Origin of the sequence: Microcoleus sp. F4-D5 (assembly GCF_036704885.1) — a bacterium.
GTDB lineage: Bacteria > Cyanobacteriota > Cyanobacteriia > Cyanobacteriales > Microcoleaceae > Microcoleus.
This window is the reverse complement of sequence record NZ_JAUBSX010000083.1, coordinates 24,783-32,623: the sequence shown is the minus strand read 5'-3', so window position 1 is coordinate 32,623 and position 7,841 is coordinate 24,783. Positions and strand designations below refer to the sequence as shown.

The following is a 7,841-nucleotide window of genomic DNA, read 5'->3' as shown; positions in this document are numbered from 1 at the left end:
TTGCTTTGATAATTGAGGGCGCCAAAATAAGTTTGTCTATCTTTTTCATTGGTAATTGGGACTTCAATTCTGATTTTTGATTGACCCCAAACATAACCATTTAGGTCGCCATGAAGTAGATGACATTCATCTAAAAACAATAGTATTGTTGACCCGTATTCCATGCCCGCCTTGTTTTTGAATAAAATATTGTTAATTTCTTCCGTCTTTTTTTTGACCAGTTCTTCATCGAATTTAGGATTAACTTTTTGAGTTGTTTTTTTCAACTAATTTTCGCCCGCTCGCAAAGTTTATAGTAACTCTGTTTTGATTTATAGACCACACCAAACTCTCGCTCTACATAAGTAACCAGCTCATCTAAATTCCAATATTCTTTATTCTTTAGCCACTCAATTACTTCAGTATTTTTTAGACCTGTTAAATACCCTTTTGACCCTTTATGCCCTAGCTTGATTCCTTCGATGCATTTGGTTTGAAATTGTTTTTTCCAATGACCCACAAAAAATTCACTTACACCGAGAATTTTGCTAATCTCATAGACCTCCTGCGAAAGTCTGATAGAATTGTAAAACAGATAGAAATTCAACTAATCAAAAATGATTTACGAAAAAGTTAAGAATTTAGAGCATACAGAGTTTAAACGTTTGTGTGGTGTCACTCTAGGAACCTTTGAGCAAATGGTAAAAGTAGTGGCGGCCGAGAAAGTCCTAGCAAAAAAGAGCGGCCGACCGAGTAAACTAAGTATTGAAGATCAAGTATTAATGACTTTAGAGTACTGGCGAGAGTATCGCACTTATTTTCATATAGGGGTAAGCTGGGAATTGGATGAAACAAATGTATTGAGAAATATCAGGAAAGTTGAAAATATATTAATTAAGTCAGGATTATTTAATGTGGGCGGCAATAAAAAACTAAAAGAGCTAGACTCATCAGCAGAATTAGTAGTTGTGGACGTGACAGAACATGAAATAGAAAGATCCAAAAAAAACAGAAAAGATACTATAGTGGTAAACAAAAGTGTCACACATTGAAATCACAAGTCTTGGTAAATCAAAAAACGCAAGAAATTATCTGTATAGCAGTCAGAAAAGGAAAAGTACACGACTTTAGAATGTGGAAAGAAAGTCATATAGACCTAACACTCATAGACAGAACTCTTGGCAGATCAGGGATATCAGGGGATTAAAAAGATTCATTCAAACAGCCGAACACCCATCAAAAAGACCAAGAAAAAGTCTTTAACTAAAGAGCAAAAACAATTTAATAAAACCTTCGCAAAAGAAAGAATTGTGGTTGAGCATGTTCACAGAAAATTAAAGATATTCAGGCTCCTTTCGTCGAGATATAGAAATCGAAGAAAGAGATTTGGGTTAAGGATTAATTTAATTGCAGGAATTTACAATTATGACCTGTATTTATCATTACAACAGGCGAGCACTTGATATTTTCGCAGGAGGTCTAATGTATGAAGAGGAGTACAAGTAAACGTGTTGTAAGTCAACCCGATCGTGCTGTCAGAAAAATGCTATTATGTGTGCTATCGCTTTCGCGTGGCTTTACTGAACCATATAATTATAGTTCATTCGATCGTGTGTTCTCTGTTTGACCCTCATGAATGAGTGTCAGTAACATCATACCTTATCTTTCGCTCGAAAGGCTATATATAATCTCGCCCAAAGAAAGTTGAGACAAGAATTAGAATCAGCCAATGCCAGCATCAGAAACCAGGTCAATAAAATGACAAATAAACCGACAATGCGGTGGGTATTTCAGATGTTTCAAGCCGTACATTTAGTCAACCTAAATGGATCCGAACAAATAAGCAACTTAACAAAGGAACGTCGGGAGATATTAAATTATTTAGGAAAGGTTTGCGGTCAATATTATTTAATATTTGAAAATGGGTAACTCGGAAAACAAACCGGAGAATCTTGTTAAATAAATTCAAATTGTTGGCAACATAACAATCATGTTGCCGGAATTGTGATGTCTGATTTAGGGAGAATGAGTTCAGATATTGCCGAAGGAATATATTAGGAAATATCTGTGAATTCCAATTTCTTATATTTCGCCAAAATCGCAAAATAATGATACTAAAATTATAAAAGGTAGGCAAAGATAAGCTGATACGCAGCTAGATTGTATAATATAAATATAAGATAAGCGATCATTAGTTATAATGTATGCCAGCCAAAAACCATCTATCTCAAAATCAAAAACAGAAACTCGTTAAATTACTAAAAGAGTCTGACGATAATTATGTGAGGGAAAAAGTTCTAATCTTATTGCTAATAAATGACGGAAAAACTTATCGAGAAATCAGTGAATTTATGGAGATTGCTTACACAACGGTAGCTTATTGGTCAATTCATGGCGACCCAGATAATTTGGATAGTTTTTTAGATAAAAGAAGCCCAGGAAATTTTCGCTTTCGTTACTCCAGAGTATGAAAAGATATTGATAGATACAATCGATAAAGAACCCGCAGAATATGGATATGAATTTGGGAGATGGACGGCAGCCAGACTAGCAACATATTTAGAAAAAGTCACAGGAATTAAATTGAGTGGTTCCCAAATATCCAGGATACTACATAAAAAAAAATACGTTTACATTTGGGCTAAGTATAGTTTAGAAGACAAACAAAACCCAATTGAAAGAGAAGCATTTAAACAGAAGATATCGGAGTATTTAAGAATAACTAAACAAACGCCAGAGCTTTTACAGGTATGGTTTTGGGACGAGAGTGGATGAAGGTTTACGAGTGATAAGAAGAAAAACTTGGGGTAAAAAATGTCATCGAAAGAAAATCACAGGTCAAAGGAGAAGAGGCAGAGTAAATATCATGGGTGGACTGAGATATCATGACAAAAAAAGGTTAAACTTTGTGATAAAAAAAGGAGACTCGGATACATTTTATGAGCAAATTAATGCCTTAAATGATTCGATAGTTCAAGAATGGAAAGGACAGGGTAATCAAGCTGAAAATTTTGCAGAATCTGGAATTAAGATTGTAATTATTCTAGACAATGCTAGTTTTCATAAAAAGAAAGACATTCTGAGTAAAATATCAGCCGAAATGCCTTATATTATTTGAGAATTTTTGCCACCTTACAGCCCCGATTATAATTTGATTGAATTGGTCTGGCATTCAGCGAAAGAATATATAGCACATCGACTGTTTAAGTCAGTAGAAGAATTGTCAGAATTACTACATAGATTATTAAATGAAGGAGAACTGGTTATTAAATGGGATCGAAAAATCAAAAATAAAGGCAATGCTATTTTATCCGGTTTAGCTGCGTAGCAGCTTATTTTTCCTACAGTGAAGGTATGAAAATCCTTAGTCATCAAAGCCAGAACTGCGGAATGTGGGATAAAAATAAAAGTTGGGATAAAAAAAATAGACGAATTCTTAATTGTAGATCTGACCAATCTAGTATTCATCTGGGTTGATTCGTGTTTAGGAGCAGTTCTTTTTTCAAAAATTAACTCGGCGGTTGAAACCGCTTCTACAAAAACAAAGTCCGCCTGCGCGGACTAAAGAAATTCAACCCGCGCAGGCGGGTTTCGTCTGACAAGAAGCGAATTTTATTCGCCCGACTCTCCTGTTTAAAGTTGAGGAACGTACTGTTCTTTTTCAGGAACAAAAGTGTATTCAGAGACGATTAGGCGCAACTCTTCGCCGTCGATGGTTTCTTTTTCGATCAACAAATCTACTAAGCGATCGACTACGGTGCGATTTTCGCGAATAATTCGGCGGGCGTCCTCGTAGCAGCGATCGACAATTTCCCGGACTTGTGAGTCAATCCGAGAGGCAATTTCTTCGGAATATTCCGATCGCGCCGTGAAGTCGCGGCCGAGGAAAATTTCGCTTTGCTGAGCTTCCAGGGCGATCGGGCCCAAGGTGGACATCCCGTAGCGAGTCACCATTTGGCGTGCCATGCCGCTGACTTGCTGCAAGTCGTTGCCGGCACCGGTGGTTACTTCGGCGTCGCCGAAAACTACTTCTTCGGCTGCGCGGCCGCCCAAAGCACCGCTAATCCGGGCTAAAATTTGCGATCTTGAAATCAAACCTTGGTCTTCGCTGGGCATGAACCAAGTCAAGCCGCGGGCCTGTCCGCGAGGAACTAAGGTAACTTTTTGAACGGGATCGTGGGCTTGAATGATTGTACCGACGATCGCGTGGCCGATTTCGTGATAAGCAATCAAGCGCTTGCTCTTGCTGTCCACCAAGGGAGTGCCTTCCATACCTGCTACCACGCGATCGACTGCATCGTCAATTTCGAGCATCGTAATCGCATCTTTGCGGCGGCGGGCGGTTAAAATCGCAGCTTCGTTGAGCAAGTTAGCCAAATCAGCGCCGGTAAAGCCTGGAGTGCGGCGGGCGATGGCGTCCAAAGAAATCTCTGCAGACAGCTTCTTGTTGCGCGCGTGAACTTCCAAAATTTCCAACCGGCCTTTGATATCCGGCGTATCTACGGTAACTTGGCGATCGAAGCGACCCGGACGCAGCAGCGCTGAGTCGAGCACGTCGGGGCGGTTCGTGGCAGCAATGATGATAATGCCAGTATTGCCCTCAAAACCGTCCATTTCCGTCAGCAACTGGTTCAGGGTTTGTTCCCGTTCGTCGTTACCGCCGCCGATACCGGCACCGCGCTGGCGGCCCACTGCATCGATTTCGTCGATGAAGATGATGCAAGGAGCATTTTCTTTAGCTTTCTTGAACAAGTCGCGGACGCGGGAAGCGCCAACACCGACGAACATTTCGACAAATTCCGAACCGGAGATGCTGAAGAAAGGCACGCCCGCTTCGCCTGCGATCGCTTTTGCCAAGAGGGTTTTGCCGGTTCCGGGAGGGCCCACTAGCAGCACGCCTTTGGGAATCTTCGCCCCGACTGCGGTGAAGCGTTCGGGTTTTTTGAGAAATGTCACTACTTCTTGTAGTTCTTCTTTGGCTTCCTCAACGCCTGCTACGTCGTCGAACAGTACGCCTGTTTTAGCTTCCATTTGAAAGCGAGCTTTGGACTTGCCAAAATTCATGGCTTGGCCCGGGCCGCCGGGAACGTTGCCACCGCGGCGGAAGAGGAAAAACAGTCCTGCTACTAACAAGAGGGGAAATACTAGATTTCCTAAAAGTCCCCAGACTGCGCCGTCGTTGCGCAGCGGGTGAGTGTCGAAGCTGATTTTGGAGTCTCTGAGTCTAGAAACCAGTTCCGGGGCATTTGAGGGCAAGTCCACCCGCCACCGCTGCACGTGATTGTCCAGTTCGGGATCGACTGCTTCGACAATAGCCGTCCGACCTCCGTCGTAAAGGTCAACGCTGGTGACTCGATCGGCGTTTAAGTAATCTAAAAATCGACCGTAGCTCAGGCGAGTGCTGGCGGTGTTCTTTGTCATTTCTCCCGGGGATGGGGCAAAGGCTCCCTGCCACAAGAAAAAGCCGATGACTAAGGCGGGTAAAGTCCAAAGTAGTATAGTTCGCCAAGAAATTTTCATAAATGCGGATGCCTTGAATTGGGGACAGATCGGGTAAGATCGCGGTGCCGGAGGAGTGCGACAAAAGTTTACACTCAGAATCTTAACTAAATTTAACTTAACAATGCACTCTCAGGCAACAGGGCCGATGCCGCGATCGCTCCAGAAAAAGTTAGGTTAGTTACGGTAAGGGCGATCGTCCCGAATATAATATTTGGTGCTGATTTCTATACCGATCTAGGTACAGTTAGAAGAATCGCCGCAAAACCCACTGTCTTTAAAGGCGGCAGTGTCAAGGGATAAGGCATGATAATGGTGAGGCTCTGTGAGGTAACACATTTCAATGACAACTAGACAGCTTGTTCCTAATTCGGCTATGCTGACACAGCAGACTAAAGTCGCTTCTCACAAATCGATTATTAGTGCTGATTTGGGTCGGACGGCAACTAAAGCTTGCGTGAGTCGCAACCCGAGTAGTGTGGTTTTCATCCCTGCCAACGTGGCTGCTATGCCCGTGGAAAAGGTGCGGGGTGGCAGCTTTGAGTCCAAAGCAACAGACCCTCTGTTGGATATGTGGCTGGAATACCAGGGCAAAGGGTACGCTATAGGCCAACTGGCTGCGGACTTTGGCGCTAATCTCGGCGGCGCAGACCAGTCGAAAGTAGTAGATGCTTTGGTTAAGGTTTTTTCCTGTGCTGGATATTTCCAGATGAAAGGTGAATTGGCAGTAGTGCTGGGTTTACCATTTTATTCACAGGATCAGTTTGAGAAGGAAAAGGAAGAGATTATCAGCCAACTGCGCTCTCCCCACGTTATGGTCTACCGCGGCGAGCGTTTGGAAATTGACATCCGCCACGTTTGGGTGATGCCCGAAGGATTCGGCAGCCTAATTTGGTGCGAGGCTCAAGACAACAAGGAGTTTACCCCGGAGTTGCCCGAACTGTCGGTGGCTGTTGTCGATATCGGACACCAAACTACTGATTTGTTAATGGTCGATCGTTTCCGGTTCGCTCGGGCGGCTTCTAAGAGCGATTCCTTCGCAATGAACAAGTTCTACGAACAAGTTGCCTCAAAGATTCCGGGAGCAGACCCTCAATCTCTGTCTTTACTGGAAGCTGTGAACAAACCGGAAGGCCAGCGTTTCTACCGTCCCAGAGGAGCGACTAAGCCGACTAATTTAGATCCGATTATTAAGGATTTGCGCGAGGCTTTCGCTAACGAACTCTCCGAACGTTTGGTGCAGTGGCTGCCGGAACGGGTGACGGATGTAGTTCTGACTGGCGGTGGCGGGGAGTTTTTCTGGGAGGTGTTGCAACCTTTGCTTAAAGACGCCAATCTTAAGGCTCACTTGGCTCAGCCTTCTCGGAAAGCTAATGCTTTGGGACAGTTTATTTATGCTGAGGCTCAGCTAGCCACGATTAAGTAACGCATTAAGGCTTGAACCCTATGGCACTGTGGGCAAAAAATAAGGCTAATTTCTCGGTGGCGTTTACGGAAGATGCTGCAGATCAAACTTTGCTGGCCGCTATTGAAAAAGAGTTGGCTTTCACGAAGTATCAGACTTTCAGCAATCTCTGCAAGCAAGCTTTGTGGCAGTTTTTGTCTGTATCTGAGTCTGCTAGCTCTACAGATAGCTTTCAGGGGTTAGAACAGCGTATTGCTGAACTTGCGGTCAAATTTGCTGAGTTCGAGCGCAATGTTTCTGCTGAGGAATTAAACCGTTTGGAGGGACTGGAAAATCACCTGAGTCAACTCAGCGCTAAGTTGGATCAGTTGCAGGGGAGTGTTAACAGTAAGTTTGCTCAAGTTTCTTTTGCCCAAGTTTCAAAAGTAGTAGAGCCTAACCCGATGGAGTCTGAGTCTGTGGCGGACGATCGTGTAGTTTCTGATGCTGAGGTTACTCCTCGTCGGGATTCCGATCCTTTGTTGGAGCGTTTAAGTTCTTTGTTACCGCAAGATTTCTAGAATGAGGTAGACCAAGGCTAAAAAGCCTTGAGATGTGATATTAGTAGCCGGCTGTTGACAGTGGGTACTGAATAAATTAACAAAACGATCGCCCTTTTGAAAAAAAAGGGCGATCGTTTTGTTAGATCAATTCCGGTTGCATCGGAATAGTCAAATCCAGTCAACAGTCAACAATTCCCGATGGATGGTGTAACAGGAATCGATATAATTCATCTGCGTTAATCTGTGTTAATCTGTGTTAATCTGCCTGTATCTGCGGTAAAAAAAAGAGAATTTATGAACCGCAGATAACAATGGATTGACGCTGATTTACGCAGATGTCGATTAGAGAGATAGGAATAATTCCGATCCTAACAGATTTGATATTATTTGTTAGTTGTCAGTTGACTGTTTACGCT

At 43.0% G+C, this 7,841-nt stretch carries 4 protein-coding genes and 4 pseudogenes; 5 read left to right on the top strand and 3 right to left on the bottom strand.

What is annotated here, in order from left to right:
• A pseudogene (locus tag QUA80_RS27620) lies at positions 1 to 266 on the bottom strand (IS630 family transposase); the annotation flags it as partial.
• Entirely contained in the window at positions 263 to 499 is a 237-nt protein-coding gene (locus QUA80_RS27615) for a winged helix-turn-helix domain-containing protein (protein WP_333428173.1), read from the bottom strand. The pseudogene QUA80_RS27620 and the gene QUA80_RS27615, both read right to left, overlap by 4 nt.
• A gap of 97 nt (positions 500 to 596) precedes the next feature.
• Between QUA80_RS27615 and QUA80_RS27610 the strand changes: the two are divergent.
• From QUA80_RS27610 to QUA80_RS27605, 3 pseudogenes are all read left to right on the top strand, one after another.
• Positions 597 to 1,442, top strand: a pseudogene (locus tag QUA80_RS27610) (IS5 family transposase).
• 217 nt (positions 1,443 to 1,659) lie between these two features.
• A pseudogene (locus tag QUA80_RS33975) lies at positions 1,660 to 1,908 on the top strand (IS1634 family transposase); the annotation flags it as partial.
• Positions 1,909 to 2,183: 275 nt separating this feature from the next.
• Positions 2,184 to 3,307, top strand: a pseudogene (locus tag QUA80_RS27605) (IS630 family transposase).
• Between the two features lie 305 nt (positions 3,308 to 3,612).
• On the opposite strand, the gene ftsH2 reads toward QUA80_RS27605, so the two are convergent.
• Positions 3,613 to 5,499 (bottom strand): ATP-dependent zinc metalloprotease FtsH2, encoded by a 1,887-nt coding sequence (ftsH2, locus tag QUA80_RS27600; protein ID WP_333428172.1) that lies wholly within the window; start codon positions 5,497 to 5,499, stop codon positions 3,613 to 3,615.
• 322 nt (positions 5,500 to 5,821) lie between these two features.
• Between ftsH2 and QUA80_RS27595 the strand changes: the two genes are divergently transcribed.
• Together QUA80_RS27595 and QUA80_RS27590 are read left to right on the top strand one after the other, a co-directional pair.
• A complete protein-coding gene (locus tag QUA80_RS27595) occupies positions 5,822 to 6,904 on the top strand; it encodes a ParM/StbA family protein (RefSeq protein WP_333236522.1) in 1,083 nt (360 codons plus the stop codon).
• 20 nt (positions 6,905 to 6,924) lie between these two features.
• Positions 6,925 to 7,443: a hypothetical protein gene (locus QUA80_RS27590; protein ID WP_333428171.1), complete on the top strand. Its 519-nt coding sequence runs from the start codon at positions 6,925 to 6,927 to the stop codon at positions 7,441 to 7,443.
• The last annotated feature ends 398 nt before the right edge of the window (positions 7,444 to 7,841 follow it).

Bases quoted from the DNA above. Each gene is read 5' to 3' on its own strand.
- QUA80_RS27595 (WP_333236522.1), top strand. From the start codon at position 5,822: ATGACAACTAGACAGCTTGTTCCTAATTCGGCTATGCTGACACAGCAG.
- QUA80_RS27590 (WP_333428171.1), top strand. From the start codon at position 6,925: ATGGCACTGTGGGCAAAAAATAAGGCTAATTTCTCGGTGGCGTTTACG.
- ftsH2 (WP_333428172.1), bottom strand. From the start codon at position 5,499: ATGAAAATTTCTTGGCGAACTATACTACTTTGGACTTTACCCGCCTTA.